Raw genomic sequence first — 16,729 nt, forward strand, 5'->3', positions numbered from 1 at the left:
GGTATTCTGAGCGTCACTTTGGTCACCGTCCCCGGGAATGAACCCCTTGCCCCCTGAAGATGACGTGACAAACCTGATGGCATGTCCCAACTGCGACACGCTGCACCGTCGCACGGACGTGCCCCCGCGAGAGGCGGCCCGCTGCGTGCGCTGTCACTCGGTGCTTTACCGCGCCCCCGATCTGCGCCTGTCGCGCGTGCTGGCGCTCACGCTGACTTGCCTGATCGTGTTCGCCATCGCGAACGCGTTTCCCATCGTCGAGATCGAGGTGCAGGGCATCTACACGCGCACCACGCTCATCGGCGCCGCCTGGGCGCTGTATCGTGAAGGCATGTGGCTCGTCGCCTTGCTGGTGTTTACCACCACCGTGCTCTCGCCGCTCTCGCAATTGCTCGCACTGGTCCATCTGATCGGCCCGCTTTCGGTCGGGCGGCGGCCGTACGCCGTCTTCCATGTGTTGCGCGCCATCGAGTTCTGCCGGCCCTGGGGCATGATCGAAGTGTTCATGCTGGGCGTGCTGGTCTCTGTGGTCAAACTCTCGTCCATGGCCAGCGTGTTGCCCGGCATCGCGTTATGGGCCTTCGGGGCGCTCACGGTGTTGCTGGCGATGGTGTTGTCTTACGACCTGCGCAATCTCTGGCTCGTGATCGACCACACACCGAATGCGGACGCGCCCGACGCCTCGCCATCGCGCACGGTGCCAAGATGAAATACCTCACCGCCAAAGACGCCGGACTGGTCGCGTGCACGGCGTGCGGACGGCTCTCGCGCTATGTCAAAACGCTCGAGACCGCGCACTGCCCGCGCTGCGGCGCGGCCCTGCATCAACGCAAGATCGACAGCCTCACGCGCACCTGGGCCTTGCTGATCGCCGCCGCGATCCTGTACATTCCCGCCAACGTCCTGCCCATGATGCAGACGCGCTCGCTGCTCGGGAATTCCAGCGACACGATCATGAGCGGGGTGATCTATTTCTGGGTCAGCGGCGAGTACGATCTGGCCATCGTCGTCTTTACGGCGAGCATTCTCGTGCCGATGCTCAAGCTCATTGCGCTGTCGCTGCTATGCCTCACCGCGCAGCGCGGCGCCCGTTGGAACCCGCATCAACGCACCAAGCTTTACCACATGATCGAGTTTATCGGCCGCTGGTCGATGCTCGATGTCTTCGTCGTCGCGCTGATGGTCGCGCTCGTGAACATTCAGTCGCTGGCCGTGATCCAGGCCGGTCCCGGCATCGTGGCGTTCGGCGCGGTGGTCGTGCTCACGATGCTCGCCTCGATGCAGTTCGACCCGCGGTTGATCTGGGATCAGATCCGCGACGACGATACCGAACAGGACGATCATGACTGACCCGAAAGATCCGCAAGCCCCCAACGCCGCGCCGCCGCCCGGCGCCGGCGAGCTGCCCACGCCGGTCATCGAGCCGCGCAAACGCTGGGCGCCGTCGCTCGTCTGGCTCATTCCGCTGGTGGCCGCCGTGATCGGCCTGTCGCTCGTCGCCAAGGCGATCATCGAGCGGGGCCCCAGCGTCGTCATCGACTTCAAGACGGCCGAAGGCCTCGAAGCCGGGAAGACGAAGGTCAAGTACAAGGAAGTCGATATCGGCACCGTCAAGAACATCGAGCTGTCCGACGACCTGTCGCACGTGCGCGTGACCGTCGACCTCACGCAGAACGCCAAGCGGTTCGCGGTCAAGGATTCGCGTTGGTGGGTGGTGCGACCGCGCGTGGCCGGCGGCAGCGTCTCGGGTCTGTCGACGCTGCTCTCGGGCGCCTATATCGGCGCCGACGCCGGCAAGTCGAAGGAATCGTCGGAGCATTTCGTGGGCCTCGAAGTGCCGCCGGTGGTCTCCAGCGGCCAACCGGGCAAGCCCTTCGTGCTGCATGCGGCCGACATCGGCTCGCTCGACATCGGCTCGCCGATCTATTACCGTCGCATTCAGGTCGGTCAGGTCGAAGCCTACTCGCTCGATCCGGATGGCAAGGGCGTCACGCTGCGCGTGTTCGTCCAGGCCCCCTATGACCAGTATGTCGGCTCCAACACGCGCTTCTGGCATGCGAGCGGCATCGATTTGCGGCTCGATTCGAGCGGCTTTCAGGTCAATACGCAATCGCTGGCGTCGGTGGTCATCGGCGGCATCGCCTTCCAGGCACCGAACGAGTCGGGCGCCGGCGTGATGGCCAAGGCTGGGCAGGAATTCCGCCTGGCCCCTGATGAAACCACCGCCATGAAGGCCCCCGACACACATCCGATGACGGTCGTGTTCCGCTTCCAGCAGTCGCTGCGCGGTCTGGCAGTGGGCGCACCGGTGGATTTCCGCGGCATCACGCTCGGTGAAGTCACGTCGATCGGCGTGGAATTCGACCAGGCGACCAAGCAGATCAACATGCCGGTGACGGTTGAGGTCTATCCGGACCGTCTGCGCCGCCGCGATCCGAAGAACAACCTGCCGCCGGACGAACTTGCCAGCCGCCAGATTCTGAATTCGCTAGTGGCGCGCGGTCTGCGCGGTCAGTTGCGCACCGGCAATCTGCTGACGGGCCAGTTGTACGTGGCACTCGACTTCTTCCCGAACGCCAAGCCCGCCCGTGCCGAGGAAGTCGACAACGTTGTCGTCATGCCGACGGTGCCCAACACGCTCGACCAGTTGCAGCTCCAGATTGCCGACATCGCGACCAAGCTCGACAAGATTCCGTTCGACAGCATTGGTCAGAATCTCGATTCGTCACTGCGCAAGCTCGACAAGACGCTCGACAGCGCGCAGGGCCTGTTCCGCCAGCTCGACGGCGAGATCGCGCCCGAGGCGAAGGCCACGCTCAGCGAGGCGAAGAAGAGCTTCGGCGCCGCCGAGCGCACCCTCTCCGAAGACGCCCCGGTACAGCAGGATGTTCGTCAGGCCATGCAGGAACTGACGAAGACCTTGCGCTCGCTGGGCACGCTGGCCGATTATCTGCAGCAGCATCCCGAGGCGCTGCTGCGCGGCAAACCCAAGGATCCGCAACCATGACGAGCCCGCCTGACATGACCCGTAGCCCGCGCCGCTGCGCGACGCCGATGGCCCGCGCCGTGCTCGCCGCGCTGACCCTGGTGCTCGCCGGCTGTGCATCGCCGCCGTCGCGCTTCTACACCCTGACCGACGACACGGGAACGCCCGCGGGCAGCGCCGCCACGAGTGGCGCCAACGTGCCGGCGGCGCGCTATGCGGTCGAAGTCTCGCCGGTCGCCGTGCCTGAGCAGGTCGACCGGCCGCAGATCGTCGTCACGCGCCGCGGCGGTCGCGTCGACATTCTGGAGGAATCGCGCTGGGCCGCGCCGCTCAAGACCGAACTGACGTCGACGATCTCGCGCAAGCTCACGCAACATCTCGGCGCGATGGACGTGTATGGCCTGCCCCGCGCCGACGGCCTGACCGTGTACCGCGTCTCGACGTCGGTACAGCGTTTCGAGTCGGTGCCAGGCGAGCAGGCCGCACTCGCCGCCGTGTGGAGCGTTCGCCGGGTACCGGGCGACGTCGTGCTCACTTGCCGCTTCGCCGGCACGGAGACGGCGTCGGGTAGCACGGGTGGCATCGATGACGTGGTCGCGGCGCAACGCCGGCTCGTCGACCGGCTGGCATTGGGCATCGGCAACGCCATTGCCACCAGCGCGCAGGGCGCCACGCCGCACTGCGAGCGCTGAAGGCCGTTGCCGCCTTGCATACGCCGTCTCCCGGGCAGGCGAAACCCCAGGGAAATCCCGATACGCGCCAACGCGATTACGGATTGCGCAAGCAATTACGGGATGTTTAATATGTTCGAGACCTAACGACCCCTGTCGTCCGACGGCGGGGCGTCATCACGCGAACATTGGAGACACCCCATGCCCAGCCTCACCGGCCACTTGCGCCGCGCGATTGCCGTTGCCGCTTCGTTCACCCTTACCGCGCTGGGCCCCGTTGTCTGCGCCGCCCAACCCGCGGCCGGCGGAGGCATTTCGGACGGCATCGTGAAGATCGGTGTGCTCACCGATCTGTCCGGTGTGTCGAGCGACAATGCTGGCAAAGGCAGCGTGGTCGCCGCCACCATGGCGATCGACGACTTCGCGCACGATCACAAGGTGCTCGGCGCGCCGATCGAATTGATCTCGGCCGACTCTCAGGGCAAGACCGACACCGGCGCCACGATCGCCCGCGAGTGGTACGACCGCGACAAAGTCGACATGATCACCGACCTGACATTCTCGAACGTCGCGCTCGCCGTCGATCGCATCGCCGAGGAAAAGAAGAAGATCGCGCTGGTGACCGGCGCGGGTTCGTCGGCCATCAGTAATGAACAATGCACAGCGCACAGCGTGCAATGGATGTACGACACGTACGCGCTCGCGAATTCCACGTCGCAGGCGTTGCTTCGCCGAGGCCTCAAGTCGTGGTACTTCATCACCGCCGACTACGCGTTCGGTCAGGCGCTGGAGAAGGACGCCAGCGAGATTCTCACGCGCCAGGGCGGCAAGGTCGTGGGTTCGGTGAAGCATCCGGTGAACTCGCCCGATATGTCGTCGTACCTGCTGCGCGCGCAGACGTCCGGAGCGCAGGTGATCGCGCTGGCGAATTCGGGCACGGACACGCTCAACACCGTCAAGCAGGCGTCGCAGTTCAACATGATCCAGGGCGGCAAGCAGGTCTTCACGCCACTGTTGTCGTTGATCACTGAAGTGCACGGCATGGGCCTGAAGAACGCGCAGGGCATGATCCTCACGAACGGCTTCTATTGGGACCAGGACGACCGCTCGCGCGCCTTCGCCCAGCGCTTCTTCGCGCAGCACAAGAAGATGCCGACCATGATGCAGGCCGCCGTCTATTCCGCCGTTTTCAATTACCTGAAGGCGATTCAGGCGGCGCGCACCGACGACGCCGACACCGTCATGGCCAAGCTCAAGTCGATGAAGATCGACGACCCGGTGATCCGCAACGGACACATTCGCGCCGATGGCAAGCTGGTGCACGACATGCTGCTGGTGCAGGTCAAGACGCCGGCCGAATCGAAGTCGGCGTGGGATCTGTACAAGATCCTGGAGACGATTCCGGCCGACAAGGCGTTCGCCCCGTTGGCCGATTCGAAGTGTGCGCTGGTAAAACGGTAACCCGCGCGCTCAGCGCCTGAGATCGGTGGCAGACGCGGGTCGCGTCTCGCTGCCGCCTTGGGCGCCCCCTGCCGCGGGATCCTCCACGCGGCGGAAAATGATCGCCGACGCGAGCGTAATCAGCCCGACACATACGAACGTCAGTCGAAACCCCGCCACCGTACCGCCCATTCCGCCCTCGCCTGCCTGCCCGGCCAATTGACCGAACAGTGCCAACAACTGGCCGCCGATGGTCACGCCCAGTCCCAACGCAAGCATCTGCGCCATCGAGAACAGGCCATTGCCCGCGCTCGCGCGGCGCGTGCCAAGATCCTTCAGGGTGACACTGTTCATCGCGGCGAACTGCATCGAGTTCGCGCCGCCGAAGATCGCCAGTTGCCCCAACCCTAGCCACATCGGCCACCCCGGCCCGAACAGCGCGAAGCTCGCGATCGCACCGCCGACCACCGCCGTGTTGACCATCAGAAAACGCGTGTAGCCGAAGCGCGCCACCAGCGGCGTCACCATCCGCTTGACCACCACGCCCGCCAGTGCAACCGGCAACATCATCAGTCCCGACGCAAGCGGGCTATACCCCATGGCCACCTGAAGCAGCAACGGCAACAGGAAAGGCACGGCGCTACTGCCAATCCGCGCGACGAGATTGCCCAGCAGCCCGAGGCGGAAACTCCGCGTCGCGAAGAGTTCGAGCGGGAACAACGGCGCGGCGCGACGCCGGGCATAAGGCCAATATCCCAGCGTCGTGACGACGCAAAGCAGCGCCAGCCCGGCGGACACCCCCCATCCCCGGTCGGAGAACGGATGATCCAGCGCCAGCGTAAACGACACCATCGCCATCGAGAGCAGCGCGAAGCCCGCCCAGTCAAAGTCGGCATCGATGACCTCGTCACGCGCCGGAGGCGGCAAGTAGCGCCGTACCGCCAAGCTGCCGGCGATGCCGATCGGCACATTGATCAGGAAAATCCAATGCCATGAGGCAACCTGAACCAGCCAGCCGCCCAGCACCGGGCCGATCATCGGCCCGACCTGCCCGGCAATCGACACGAACGCGAGCGCCGCCAGATATTGCCCCGCCGGGAAGGTGCGCAGCACCGCGAGACGCCCGATCGGCAAGAGCATCGAGCCCCCCGCCCCCTGCAACACGCGCGCGAGCACCAGTTGCGTCATCGTGTGCGCCATCGCACAGAAGATCGAACCGATCACGAACAGCAAAATCGCAACGAAGTAGACGCGGCGCGTGCCGAACCGGTCGGCCAGCCAACCCGACGCCGGGGTGAGCATGGCCATTGTCAGTGAGTAGGCGACCACCACGGGCTGCATGCGCAGCGGGTTCTCGCCAAGGCTCGCCGCCATCGCGGGCAGCGCCGTATTGACGATGGTCGTATCGAGCGCCTGCATGAAAAAGCCCGCCGCTACGATCCACAGCAGCGCGGTGAGTGTTTTGTCTTGCGTCATGCGGCGTGGTGACGAGACGCGGCGGCCAATCCCGTCCCTCAAAAGAATTAAGCGAAATCAGAATTCTAGCCCGCTTCAGGCGGGCCGACCCTGTTGCGCCGCGCGCTCCACCTCAAACCCCGATCGCGCGATACCCCACATGTTCGAACCGGTCCTCATCATCGGCATTTTGTTCGTCTGCCGAATTATCCGCGCGGTCGTCATCGGCAAGCGCTTCGAGTCGGATGGCCGCGTGCACGAGCGCGATGTGCGAAAACGCCTGCGGGAAGTTGCCGACCTGACGCGCATGATGCGTGTCGTACTCCTCGGCCAGCAGACCGACGTCGTTGCGCAACGACAGCAACCGCTCGAACAGGGCACGGGCGTCGCGCTGACGGCCGATCATCACCAGGCAATCGACCATCCAGAAGCTGCAGGCGAGAAACGCGCCCTCGCCCGCCGGCAGGCCGTCGTCGACCCGGCTCGTGCGATAGCGTTGCACCAGCCCGTCGTGCATGAGGTCTCGCTCGACCGCCTCGATGGTGCCTATGATGCGCGGATCGTTCGCCGGCAGGAAGCCCACGAGCGGAATCATCAGCACGCTCGCATCCATCTCCGCGGAACCATAGGCCTGCATGAACGCATTGCGCGTCGTGTCGAAGCCGTGCGCGCAGACGTCCGCATGAATCTCCTTGCACAAGTCGCGCCAGTGATCGATCGGCCCCGGCAAGCCGAAGCGCTCGGCCGACTTGATCGCCCGATCGAACGCGACCCAGGCCATGACCTTCGAGTAGGTGAAGTGCTGGCGTCCGCCGCGCACTTCCCAGATGCCCTCGTCCGGCTTGCGCCACACCGTCTCGAGATGCGCCACAAGCTTCGTCTGCACCTCCCACGTGGCCTCGTCCGGCGTCAATCCGCCCAGACGCGCCTGATGCAACGCGTCCATCACTTCGCCATACACGTCGAGCTGCAACTGCCCGACCGCGCCATTGCCCACGCGCACGGGCTTCGCCCCTTCATAGCCGGGCAGCCAATCGACCTCCCACTCGGGCAAACGCCGCTCGCCCGAGAGTCCGTACATGATCTGCACCTGCGACGGCGCACCGGCCACGGCGCGCACCAGCCAATCGCTCCAGTCGTTCGCTTCGGTGTAGTAGCCCCCGAGCATGAGCGCCTGCAAGGTGAGCGTGGCGTCGCGCAACCAGCAATAGCGATAGTCCCAGTTGCGCTCGCCGCCAAGCTGTTCGGGCAACGACGTCGTCGGCGCGGCCACCACGCCGCCCGTCGGCACGAACGTGAGCGCCTTGAGCACGATGAGCGAGCGGCGAATCGCATCGGCCCAGCGGCCGTCGAGCTGGCAGCGGTGAGCCCAGGTGCGCCAGTAGCGCTCGGTATCGGCGAGGGCGGCGAGCGGATCGATCTCGCGCGGATCGGCGTGATGCGACGGCACGCGCGAAAGCACGAACGGCACGGTGTCACCGGCCGTCACATCGAAGCGCGCGCGCAGACTGCCCGGCACATCCTGAATCTCGATGGGCGTGCGCACCACGACCTTGTCGGGTCCCGCGATGAGACGCATCCCCGGCCCGGTGGGATCGTCGCCGTCGAGCGGACGCGACCACGGCACCGACGCCCCATAGTCGAAGCGCAGGATCAACTCCATCGACATGGTCACCGTTCCGTGGATGCCCTTGACCAGCCGCACAAGGTCGGCCGCGCCGTCGCGCAACGGCATGAAGTCGATCACGGCGACGCAGCCCTCCACCGTCTCGAAGCGGGTCTCGAGAATCAGCGTGTCGTCGTGATAACGACGCGTACAGGTCACGCGAGGATCGTCGGGGGCGAGCTTCCATCGGCCATGCTCCGGGCCGCCAAGCAGCGCCGCGAAACACGCGGGCGAATCGAAATACGGCCAGCAGAGCCAGTCGATCGAGCCATCGCGCGCGACGAGCGCAGCGCTTCGGCAGTCGCCAATCATTGCGTAATCTTCAATACGTGCCGGCATGCTCACCTCGCGAAGGGAAGAGGAACAGCGCGCCCATCGGCAGACGATGGAGCGCAAGCGAGTGAAGCCCTATGTTACGCGCGTGGTCAAGACGCGACCATCGGGCCGGCGACGGGCCGAGACGATTGTCGGAGATACTGCCAGAAGTCATGCGCTCCCTCCTGTCGACGTTGGGCGTCGGGTCGGATTGATCGGTGGCCTGTCATGCGCCAGTCTAAAACCGACCGGCCACCGGGAGGGAAGTTCTGCGCTGCGCGTCAACACGCGGAGAATCCGCATCGCCGACGGTCGGCGTACGTCATGCACTCACGCGTGCCGGTCCTCCAGCGCATGCACCGCCCCCTGCGCGATCAAGTCGCGAATCCGCGTCGTGTCGAAGCCATACTCCATCAACACCTCGCACGTGTGTTCGCCAAGCCGCGGCGCGGGACCACCCGTGCGTTTCGGCGTCTCGGAAAAGCGGATCGGCAGACCGATGCTGCGTGTCGGGCCGTCCAGCGGGTGCACGGTTTCCACCACCATCTCGCGCGCTACGATCTGCGGGTGCGTCACCGCTTCGGAGATCGGCAACACCGGGCCGACCGGCAAGCCCACGGCGTCGAGCCGTTCGACCCAGCGCTCGGTGGTGTCGCGCATCAGGTACGCCGTGAGGCGCTCGACGAGTTCGGCACGGTGCGCCGTGCGCCCGGCGTTGGTGGCGAAACGCGGATCACCGGCGATCTCGGGGGCGTCGAGCACCTGCAGCAACCGTTCGTAGTTCGCCTGATTGGCCGCGCCGATATTGATCCACCCGTCTTGCGTTCGAAACGCCTGATAGGGGGTGCTCGTCGGATTCGCCGAGCCAAGCTTCGGCGGATTCTCGCCGCTCGCGAAGAAGTTGGCCGCCGCCCAGTACATCTGCTGGAATCCCGCTTCGAGCAGCGACGTGTCGACGATCTGTCCTTGCCCCGTGCGCAGTCGATGCGCGTACGCCGCCGAGATACCGAGCGCCGCCAGAATGCCCGCGTTGATATCCGCAATCGGCGAGCCCGCCTTGATGGGCGCCTGGCCCGGCTCGCCCGTCACGCTCATCAGGCCTGAGAGCCCTTGCGCAATCAGATCGAAGCCGCCTTTGTCGGCGTACGGGCCAGTGCGTCCATAGCCGGAAATCGAGCAATAGATGAGCGCCGGATTGGCTGCGCGCAGGGTCTCGTAACCCAGGCCGAGCTTCTCCATCGTCCCCTTGCGATAGTTTTCGGTGACGACGTCGGCGCTCGCCAGCATCTCGCGCAACACCGCGCAGCCGCCCTCGGTCTTGAGATTGAGCGCGATGCCACGCTTGTTGCGATTGAGCATCATGAACGACGCCGATTCGCCGTGCGGGAGGATCGGCGCAAAACGACGGGCGTCGTCGCCGTCCATCTTCTCGACCTTGATGACGTCGGCGCCCATGTCGGCCAGCATCATGCCGCACACCGGGCCGGACATGATGTGCGACAGCTCGATCACCTTGACACCCTGCAACGGCCCGCCGGCCGGTTTGACGGTATCGGTCATGTCACCGCCCCTCGAACACGGGCGGCGTCTTCGCGAGGAAGGCGCGATAGCCCGTCTGAAAATCGGCCGTGCCGAAGCACGCGAAACCTTCGTCGATCTGCGCGGCGCTGAGCGGCTGGCCGCTGGCCAGTTCGCGCACGAAGCGCTTGTGCCAGCGTGCCACCAGCGGCGCGCCGGCAGCGATGCGCGACGCGCTCTCCAAGGCCTCGCGCGTGACGTCGCCGTCGGCCACCACGCGGGTCACGAGCCCGATGCGCAACGCCTCCTGCGCATCGAAGATCCGGCCTTCGAGCAAGATCTCGAGCGCGCGCGAGGGACCGAGCAGACGGACCAGGCCCGATAGCTCCGCGTGCGCCATCACCAGGCCCAGCTTGTTGATCGGCGCCCCGAAACGGCTCGTTTCGCCGCAGATGCGCACGTCGCACGCCGCCGCGATCTCCATGCCGCCGCCGACGCAAATGCCGTGAATCATCGCGACGAGCGGCACAGGGCATCGGGACAAGGCGTCGAGCGTGCGGTGCATGAGCGCGCCATACGTTCTTGCCTGCTCGACGTTGGCGCGATCGGTCTCGAACTCCGCAATGTCGTTGCCCGGCGCGAAGGACTTCTCGCCCGCCCCTCGCAGCACGATACAGCGCACGTCGGGCGTTTCGGACAACGTGAGGATTGTGTCCCCCAGCGCCTGCCACATCGACTTGGTCAACGCGTTGAGCTTCTCAGGACGATTGAGCGTGACCCGCGCGATGGCGCCGTCTCGCTCGGTCAGAACGGTGGATGTCACATAGCCTCCTTCCAACGCCAGCACGCACCCGATGTCGGCCAGCCTTTCTTTTTGGTATACCAATTTTTTGTAAACGATAAGATCTTCGAGATGGGATTGGCAAGCGGCAATCGCAAAATTCAGGGTTAACGTGGAAAAAGCGCGCATTCTCGATTGACGACGGATGACATCCCCATCAAAATTGGCATTCCATTTTCCCGATCATTGCGCATGAGCACGTCCGCCTCGCTGAACGCCGCCGCTTACGAAGCCCTCAAGGCGCGCATCGTGCGCGGCGAGCTTCGTCCCGGCGCGCCCCTCTCGGAACGCGCGCTATGCGACGCGCTGGCTGTCTCGCGCACGCCGCTGCGTGAAGCGCTCAAGCGACTGGCGAACGAAGGGTTGGTGGAAATCTCGGAAACGCGCCGGGCACGCGTGGCGCGTGTGAGTGTCGACGAAGTCGTGAATCTGCTCGCCGTGATGGCAGTCCTCGAAGGACTCTCGGGCGAGCAGGCGTGCGAAAAAGCGTCGGAGGCCGATCTTGACGCCCTCACGCAACTGCAAGCCGACATGGAATCGGCTTACGCCCGCGCCGATCACGCCGCCTACTTCGCCCTGAATCAGCAGATTCACCTGAGCATTCTGCGCATGGCGGACAACGGGCCGCTAGCCGAGTATTTCCACAATCTCAACGCACGCCTGCGGTATGTACGCGAGCGATTGACGCCGACGCCCGAGCGCTGGCGTCAGGCCGTCGATGAACATGCGGAAATGCTCGCGCTGCTACGCCGACGCGATGGCAAGCGACTGCGCACGCTGATGGAAGCGCACCTGCGCAGCAAGACCGACGCCTATGTCGCCGCCATGCTCAACGAAGGATTGGTGAGTCTGGGGCGCGCGGCGTGAGCCTGTGAACGCATGAATGTGTGAGCGTGTGAACACGCCAGCGCATTCCGACGCCTGCGCCGCGCCGGCGTGTCACGCGGCGGCGAGTCGATGGGCGAGCACGGTGGCACACTTGGCCATCAGATGCCCACGCAATAGTCGGCCAAGCGCGGCACCGTCGCGCGCATGCAGGGCGCGCAGCATCGCAACATGCTCGTCGACGGCTTGCTCCCATTTGCCGGCATGCAGATTGGAGCGGAATCGCAGCGCCTGCAGCCGTTGATTGACCGATTGGTACATTTGCGTGAGGGCGGGATTACGCGCCGCCGCATTGATACGATCGTGAATCCGCTGATTGCAGTCGAAATAGCCGGGAAGGTCGCCGTTCGCGTGACACGTCATCATTTCGCTGTGCAACGCCTGGATATCGTCGATTTCCGCGGACGTGATGCGCTCGCAAGCCAATTCGCCAGCCAGCGCTTCGAGGCCGCTGAGCAGTTCGAAGGCATCGGCGATATCGCTGGCCGACAACGTCACGACACGCGCGCCGCGATTCGGCAGCAGTTCGATCAGCCGCTCGACGGCCAGCATCTTGAGCGCCTCGCGCAGCGGCGTGCGCGACACACCGAGTTGCTCGCACAGGGCGCGCTCGTTCAGATGCGCGCCCGGCGGCAGGGTGCCTTCGATCATCATCTTGCGCAGGCGGTCCATCACGGCAAGATGCAGCGCCTGCCGGCTGATGGGCGCCGCCGTCTCGCCGTCCGGCGGATGAATGACAGGGTCACGCAGGACGTTCAGGGTCACAGAGTGCATAGGCTTGGCCAGGTCGTTCGCTTGGAGAAGAAGGTCATCGACTGCACGCACTGCACTTTCGCAAGCCATGGCGAGCGTCCCCGCTGCCACATCGCGCGAAATATTACGAAATATTACGAAGTCCGATTCTCGCAGATCCCCAGGATTTTGACTACGTTAGGTGGTGTTTTCACCGAGTAGGCGTCATGTTCACCGCACTGCGCAACGACGACTGAATTTTGTATACGATGTGGAGCCACTTGCCTCCAGCGCATCGCTGGGGCATCGCTTTTTTCCCAGGAGACTTACAAGATGTTCGAGACCCCCGCCGTCGAATCGCTGGCCCAGTTGCTGGCCGACACCCGTCGCGGCGATACGCCGATCGCCTCCCCCGCCCCGGCGCTGCTGCCGGTGGACTTCGACGCCGCCTACGCCGTGCAATTGCGCACCCTCGATTTGCTCGGCGAGACGATCGCAGCGTGGAAAGTGGGGGCGAAAACGCCGATGGATCTGCCGAATTGCGCGCCGATTCCCGCCTCCGTCGTGAGCGACGCGTGCGGCACGCTGGCGTTGGGTGACTTCTTCCGGCCAGGACTGGAGTTGGAGATCGCGTTCCGACTGGCCCGCGATATCAAACCGGGGATTTACGACGAGCGTGAGGCGCTCATGTTTGTTGGCGAAACGCTCGTGACGATCGAGATCACCGACAGCCGTTTCGCGACGAGCGGTCTCGACAGTCGATTCACGTTGGCCGACTTGCAGAACAACGGTGCGCTCGTGATCGGGAGCGGGCGCGCCTACGATGCGTCGCTCGACTACCTGGCGCCGAAGCTTACGTTCTCGCTCGATGGGGTGAACATCGCGCCGGCGGACACGGGATTCAACACGGGGGGCGATCCGCGCACCTTGCTCACGTGGCTCGTGAATCACAACGGCAAGCGCGGCATCACGATGCACGCGGGCGCCGTGATCACCTGTGGCTCTTATGTGGGCATGCTTCCCGCGCGCGGTGCAGGCGTACTGCGCGGCACGATCGACGGGATCGGCGAGGCGTCCGTTACGCTGAAGTAAGGGTGGTCGATCGCCCGGGGTCGCCGTGAGTGTGCCCTTCGGTCAAGCCGCGACTTATCCACAGTTTTTGTTCACAACGTTGTGGACAACGAATGAGGCGCGGTTGCCAAGCGCTTGATCGGTATGGCGTTTTCGACCGAACGGATCAGGAGGCGCTCCCCGCAGGCAAACTGCCTGCGAGCGCCTACGATTTATCCACAGATTTTGTGTTCAAGTCTGTGGACAAGTCCTTGATGAGAGAACGCAAGCCGTTGATTCGACTCAGAGATTCAGTTGACAGCCGTCGTGGAAGCAGCGCTCTGGCGGTCCATCGCCAGCGCAAAGCTCTTGTTGCGCTCGCGAACGACACGGTGAATCAGGTCCCACACTGTATGCGCAACGGGCGAGAGCGAACGGTTCTTGCGCCGCACGAGCACGATGTTGCGCTCGAACGCGGGCAACAGCGGACGCACGGCCAACGTGGAGTTCTCCGGCAACGGCAACGCGAGCGGCGGCAGCACGCTCACTCCCAGCCCCTCCTGCACCATGCGGAAGATGGTGCTCACATGCCCCAGCTCCTGCGTGATCGTTCCCTGCACCTTTTGCGTGGTGAGCGCGCGATCGATGAGCGGACGACTGCCCGAACTCTGATTGAGCAGCACCAGATTTTCGCCTGAGAGCTCCGACCAGTGCACGGCCGCCTGCGTGGCCAGCGGATGATCGCTGCGGCACACCAGACAGAACGGCTCGCTCATCAGGTGCTCGGTCGTGAGGTCGTCCGCGCCCTGCGGCGCAACCACGATGCCGAAGTCCACATCGCCCGCGCGCACGCTGTCCAGAACGGCGCGCTGCATCTGGTCGACGAGGGCAAGCGCCACACCCGGATACGTTGCCTGCGACGCCAACAGCACACGCGGCATGAGCGTGGCCGAGATGGTCGGGGCGGCGCCGATGCGCACCCTTCCGGTCGTGCGGGCTTCCGCGCCATGCGTCTGCAGCAGGGCAATCTCGAGTTCGTCGAGCACACGGTCGAGACTGGCGGCGAGCGTCACACCGGCGTCGGTCAGGGCGACCTCGCGCGTGGTCCGGTCAACGAGACGCAGGCCAAGCTGTCCTTCCAGTTCATTGATGCACCGGCTGATGGCCGGTTGTGTCAGGCCGATCTCGGCCCCGGCGCGGCTGAAGTTCTTGCTGCGCGCCACGACCATGAAAACCTTCAGTTGTCTCAGCGATACGTTCATGTGCGATTGCCCTGCGGAAAATTAAGCGAACGAACCACCGCAGTGGCTCCGGCGCGCCGCGCTCGGCGGCGCGCCCCGTATTGCGCAAGTCAAACGGTCGCGGCGATCAGGCCGCTGCCTTGACCATCTCTTCGACCACTTTCTTCGCGTCGCCGAAGACCATCATGGTCTTGTCGAGGTAGAACAGGTCGTTGTCCAGCCCGGCATAACCCGCCGCCATCGAACGCTTGTTGACGATGATCGTCTTGGCCTTGTACGCCTCGAGAATCGGCATGCCGGCAATCGGCGACGTCGGATCGGTCTTCGCGGCCGGATTCACCACGTCGTTCGCGCCGAGCACCAGCACCACGTCCGTCTGACCGAATTCGCCGTTGATCTCGTCCATCTCCAGCACCTGGTCGTACGGCACTTCGGCTTCCGCGAGCAGCACGTTCATATGACCCGGCATGCGCCCTGCCACTGGGTGGATCGCGTAACGTACACTCACGCCCTTCTCGACGAGCTTGTCGGTCAACTCCTTCAGGGCGTGCTGCGCGCGGGCGACAGCCAGACCGTAACCCGGCACGATCACCAGCGATTCGGCGTTGCTCATCAGGAATGCGGCGTCGTCAGGCGAACCCGACTTCACCGGCCGCTGCGGTTGATCTCCCACTGCGCCCCCCGCCCCCGCCTGGGCACCAAAGCCGCCGAGAAGCACGTTGAAAAACGAGCGATTCATGGCTTTGCACATGATGTACGACAGGATCGCGCCTGACGAACCCACGAGCGAACCCGCGATGATGAGCATCGGGTTGTTCAGCGAGAAGCCGATACCGGCGGCCGCCCAGCCCGAGTACGAGTTCAGCATCGACACGACGACGGGCATGTCCGCGCCGCCAATCGGAATGATGATGAGCACACCGAGCACGAAGGCGATGGCCGTCATGATGGCGAACGGCGTCCAGCTCTGCGAGACGAAGAACGCGCCGCCAAAGCCGAGCATCGCAATCGCCAGCGCCAGATTCACCATGTGCTGACCCGTGAAGACCACCGGCGCGCCCTGGAACAAACGGAACTTGTACTTGCCCGAGAGTTTGCCGAAGGCGATGACCGACCCCGAGAACGTGATCGCGCCAACGAACGTGCCGATGAACAGCTCGATACGATTGCCTGCCGGCAACGACGTCTGCCCCGCCGGCACAATGCCGAACGCCGCCGGTTCCGCCACCGCCGCCACCGCGATGCACACGGCCGCCAGACCGATCAGCGAGTGCATGGCCGCGACCAGCTCCGGCATCTTGGTCATCTCGACCTTGCGCGCGACGAACGCACCGATGCCGCCGCCGACCACGAGCCCCGCGAGGATCAATCCGAGTCCGGAGAAGTTGCCGTTCGAGAGTTTGCGCAACTCGAAGATCAGCGCCACGGTCGTCAGCGCCGCAATCGTCATCCCGATCATGCCGAACGCATTGCCGCGTCGCGCCATCTTCGGGTTCGACAGGCCCTTGAGCGCCTGAATGAAACAGATCGACGCGACCAAATACAACAGCGTCACAAGATTCATGCTCATGTCAGTGCGCTCCCTTGGCTGCGGCTTCGTCATTGGCCGCGGTCTTTGCCGGGGCCTTGTCTTTCTTCTTGAACATCTCGAGCATGCGCTGCGTGACGAGGAAGCCCCCGAACACATTGACCGCCGCGAGCGCCACGGCCACGACACCCATCGTCTTGCCGAGCGCGCCTTCCGTGAGCCCGGCCGCGAGCATTGCGCCCACGATCACGATGGCCGAGATCGCGTTCGTGACCGCCATGAGCGGCGTGTGCAGCGCAGGCGTGACGTTCCACACCACGTGATAGCCGACGTACACCGCCAGCACGAAGATGATCAGATTGATCACCGTGTGATTGATCATTTCCATGGTCGTGTCTCCC

General features: G+C 64.6%; 16 protein-coding genes. 7 read left to right on the forward strand and 9 right to left on the reverse strand.

Translation table 11 applies throughout. The features are described 5' to 3' along the window. Positions 1-76 precede the first annotated feature (76 nt). The 5 genes from PanNE5_RS22620 (at position 77) to PanNE5_RS22640 (ending at position 5,118) form a co-directional block, all read left to right on the forward strand. Complete coding sequence (locus PanNE5_RS22620) at positions 77-709, forward strand: paraquat-inducible protein A (protein ID WP_150564157.1); 633 nt, start codon at positions 77-79, stop codon at positions 707-709. Then, positions 706-1,350, forward strand: a complete 645-nt coding sequence (locus tag PanNE5_RS22625) for a paraquat-inducible protein A (RefSeq protein WP_017232452.1) — start codon at positions 706-708, stop codon at positions 1,348-1,350. The genes PanNE5_RS22620 and PanNE5_RS22625 overlap by 4 nt, the downstream gene beginning before the upstream one ends. Further along, a complete protein-coding gene (locus tag PanNE5_RS22630) occupies positions 1,343-3,007 on the forward strand; it encodes an intermembrane transport protein PqiB (protein ID WP_017232453.1) in 1,665 nt (554 codons plus the stop codon). Before PanNE5_RS22625 ends, PanNE5_RS22630 begins: the two co-directional genes overlap by 8 nt. Further along, complete coding sequence (locus tag PanNE5_RS22635; RefSeq protein WP_261938860.1) at positions 3,004-3,678, forward strand: membrane integrity-associated transporter subunit PqiC; 675 nt, start codon at positions 3,004-3,006, stop codon at positions 3,676-3,678. The genes PanNE5_RS22630 and PanNE5_RS22635 overlap by 4 nt, the downstream gene beginning before the upstream one ends. 180 nt (positions 3,679-3,858) lie before the next feature. Then, positions 3,859-5,118, forward strand: coding sequence for an ABC transporter substrate-binding protein (locus PanNE5_RS22640; RefSeq protein ID WP_261938861.1), 1,260 nt, complete (start codon positions 3,859-3,861; stop codon positions 5,116-5,118). Positions 5,119-5,127: 9 nt separating this feature from the next. Here the strand turns inward: PanNE5_RS22640 and mdtD are convergent, their stop codons facing one another. The 5 genes from mdtD to PanNE5_RS22665 form a co-directional block, all read right to left on the reverse strand. Next, a complete protein-coding gene (gene mdtD / locus PanNE5_RS22645) occupies positions 5,128-6,573 on the reverse strand; it encodes a multidrug transporter subunit MdtD (RefSeq protein ID WP_017232456.1) in 1,446 nt (481 codons plus the stop codon). Positions 6,574-6,685: 112 nt separating this feature from the next. Continuing rightward, positions 6,686-8,557 (reverse strand): glycoside hydrolase family 15 protein, encoded by a 1,872-nt coding sequence (locus PanNE5_RS22650; RefSeq protein ID WP_017232457.1) that lies wholly within the window; start codon positions 8,555-8,557, stop codon positions 6,686-6,688. After that, positions 8,541-8,708 carry a hypothetical protein gene (locus tag PanNE5_RS22655; protein WP_157211366.1) on the reverse strand — a complete coding sequence of 56 codons (168 nt, stop codon included), beginning with the start codon at positions 8,706-8,708 and terminating at the stop codon, positions 8,541-8,543. Before PanNE5_RS22655 ends, PanNE5_RS22650 begins: the two co-directional genes overlap by 17 nt. Before the next feature lie 155 nt (positions 8,709-8,863). After that, on the reverse strand, positions 8,864-10,093 hold the full coding sequence (locus PanNE5_RS22660; RefSeq protein ID WP_261938862.1) for a CaiB/BaiF CoA transferase family protein: 1,230 nt from the start codon (positions 10,091-10,093) through the stop codon (positions 8,864-8,866). A 1-nt stretch (position 10,094) separates the two neighbouring features. Continuing rightward, positions 10,095-10,874: an enoyl-CoA hydratase-related protein gene (locus PanNE5_RS22665; RefSeq protein ID WP_026131685.1), complete on the reverse strand. Its 780-nt coding sequence runs from the start codon at positions 10,872-10,874 to the stop codon at positions 10,095-10,097. Between the two features lie 210 nt (positions 10,875-11,084). Between PanNE5_RS22665 and PanNE5_RS22670 the strand changes: the two genes are divergently transcribed. Further along, positions 11,085-11,759, forward strand: coding sequence for a GntR family transcriptional regulator (locus tag PanNE5_RS22670; RefSeq protein ID WP_039829942.1), 675 nt, complete (start codon positions 11,085-11,087; stop codon positions 11,757-11,759). Positions 11,760-11,831: 72 nt separating this feature from the next. Here PanNE5_RS22670 and PanNE5_RS22675 read toward each other — a convergent pair whose 3' ends face one another. Next, positions 11,832-12,551, reverse strand: coding sequence for a GntR family transcriptional regulator (locus PanNE5_RS22675; protein ID WP_017232461.1), 720 nt, complete (start codon positions 12,549-12,551; stop codon positions 11,832-11,834). 291 nt (positions 12,552-12,842) lie between these two features. Between PanNE5_RS22675 and PanNE5_RS22680 the strand changes: the two genes are divergently transcribed. Next, positions 12,843-13,601, forward strand: coding sequence for a 2-keto-4-pentenoate hydratase (locus tag PanNE5_RS22680; RefSeq protein ID WP_017232462.1), 759 nt, complete (start codon positions 12,843-12,845; stop codon positions 13,599-13,601). 269 nt (positions 13,602-13,870) lie between these two features. Here PanNE5_RS22680 and PanNE5_RS22685 read toward each other — a convergent pair whose 3' ends face one another. The 3 genes from PanNE5_RS22685 to PanNE5_RS22695 all read right to left on the reverse strand — a co-directional run bounded on the left by PanNE5_RS22685 (position 13,871) and on the right by PanNE5_RS22695 (position 16,716). After that, entirely contained in the window at positions 13,871-14,821 is a 951-nt protein-coding gene (locus PanNE5_RS22685; protein ID WP_017232463.1) for a LysR family transcriptional regulator, read from the reverse strand. 106 nt (positions 14,822-14,927) lie between these two features. After that, the gene (locus tag PanNE5_RS22690) at positions 14,928-16,370 is read right to left on the reverse strand and encodes an NAD(P)(+) transhydrogenase (Re/Si-specific) subunit beta (RefSeq protein ID WP_150564145.1); all 1,443 of its coding nucleotides are present in this window, start codon (positions 16,368-16,370) and stop codon (positions 14,928-14,930) included. A gap of 1 nt (position 16,371) precedes the next feature. Next, positions 16,372-16,716: an NAD(P) transhydrogenase subunit alpha gene (locus tag PanNE5_RS22695; protein WP_023596913.1), complete on the reverse strand. Its 345-nt coding sequence runs from the start codon at positions 16,714-16,716 to the stop codon at positions 16,372-16,374. Positions 16,717-16,729: the final 13 nt, after the last annotated feature.

Source organism: Pandoraea sp. NE5, assembly GCF_024363545.1.
Classification (GTDB): Bacteria; Pseudomonadota; Gammaproteobacteria; order Burkholderiales; family Burkholderiaceae; genus Pandoraea; species Pandoraea cepalis.